At 29.6% G+C, this 1,800-nt stretch carries 1 protein-coding gene; it reads right to left on the bottom strand.

From position 1 onward, the window contains the following. Positions 1-396 precede the first annotated feature (396 nt). Complete coding sequence (locus R4K56_RS14685) at positions 397-1,680, bottom strand: adenylosuccinate synthase (RefSeq protein WP_335760546.1); 1,284 nt, start codon at positions 1,678-1,680, stop codon at positions 397-399. Positions 1,681-1,800: the final 120 nt, after the last annotated feature.

Here is a 1,800-nt window from a genome sequence, read left to right as displayed (position 1 = left end):
GAAATAATTTTTTTAATTTAAAATATTTTCAGGGCTTTGCCCCGAACCCCAGTTCTTTTATTGGTATAAAAGAACCAAAAGAACTGCATTTTTATAGGTTATATACTATATTTAATAGGCATGTTTTTAATATAAAGTTATAGAGATTGCGTTTTCGCAAAGCGTATCCGAGCTTGTCGAGGATATAGGTTCTTTGACGAAGTCCGCAGAGCGTGTGTGGCGGGAAAAAGTTGAATAAAAAAATTGACAAACTTAAAAATTGTTTAGTATATATTTTAAATTGATGTAATGTAATAAATTTAATTATATAAAAATAAAGTGTATCAAAATATAATACAATAAAAAAGCCTGCATCTGCTTCAAGCAAACACAGGCTTAAAATTTAATTATATTAAATTAAAATATATTTTTTAATATTATAGTTTGATCTCTTCCGGCACCTACTGATACTATAGATATTTCTGTATCAACTAATTCGCTTAATCTTTTCAAATACTTTTTAGCATTTTCTGGAAGTTTATCATATTCTCTTATACTGCTTGTATCAGTTTTCCAGCCTTCAAATTCTTCATAAACAGGTTCTACTTTTGAAAGTATATTTAAATTAGCAGGATACCAAGTTAATATTTCATTATTATATTTATATCCTACACATATTTTTATTTTATCTAATTCATCTAATATATCTAGTCTTGTTATAGCAATAGAGTCAAGACCATTAATATATGAAGCATATCTTAAAACGCATGCATCAAGCCAGCCGCATCTTCTAGGTCTTCCAGTAACTGTACCGTATTCGCCGCCTTTATCTCTTATGAATTGTCCTATATCATCGAATAATTCTGAAGGGAAAGGGCCTTCTCCAACTCTTGTAGAATAAGCTTTTACAACACCTATAACATGATCAATTTTTCTAGGGCCTACACCAGAACCGCTGCAAGCTCCTGCTGCTGAAGGGTAGGAAGAAGTAACGAAAGGATAAGTACCATGATCCAAGTCAAGCATAGTAGCCTGAGCACCTTCAAACAATATATTCTTCTTGCTTTTTATTGCATCATTAAGTATTTGTGCTGTATCTGCAACATAAGGTTTTAATCTCTCAGCATATCCTAAATATTCTTCCAATAATTCTTCATAATTAATTTCTTCATGATTATAAAGTTTTTTGAGAAGTTTATTTTTTAATTCTACATTGAATTTTAATTTTCTTGCAAACTCATCTTTATCCATTAAATCGCATATTCTAATACCTAAACGGCTAGCCTTATCCATATAACAAGGGCCTATTCCGTTTTTAGTAGTTCCGATTTTGTTTTCTCCTAAATCTTCTTCTTGAAGTGCATCAAGTATTTTATGATAAGGCATTAAAACATGTGCTCTGTTAGAAATTTTTAAATTTGATATATTAACTTTTTTAGCAATAAGTTCATCTATCTCACTTAAAAATACTTTAGGTTCTATTACAACTCCGTTTCCTATTACACAAACTTTATCCTTATGCAATATTCCTGAAGGTAGAAGTCTTAATTTATACTTAACATTATCAACTACAACTGTATGTCCTGCATTACTTCCGCCTTGAGAGCGTACTACATATTCGCATTTATCAGCAAGATAGTCTACTATTTTGCCTTTACCCTCGTCACCCCATTGTGTACCAACAATAATTACTGAAGCCATTTTTAAACTCCTTATTCTATTATTATAAAAAAGAGATGTTTTTATTTTAAGTTTATAAAACACACAATGGCTATTATATTAATTTTTTTCAATAATTTCAATATATTTTGATAATAAATT

Origin of the sequence: Brachyspira pulli (genome assembly GCF_036997785.1) — a bacterium.
Classification (GTDB): Bacteria; Spirochaetota; Brachyspiria; order Brachyspirales; family Brachyspiraceae; genus Brachyspira; species Brachyspira pulli.
The sequence above is the reverse complement of the archived record's forward strand: the minus strand, read 5'-3'. Positions and strand labels throughout refer to the sequence as shown.

What these genes read in the sequence shown, in the direction of transcription:
- R4K56_RS14685 (WP_335760546.1), bottom strand. Translation starts at nt 1,680, where the DNA reads ATGGCTTCAGTAATTATTGTTGGTACACAATGGGGTGACGAGGGTAAA.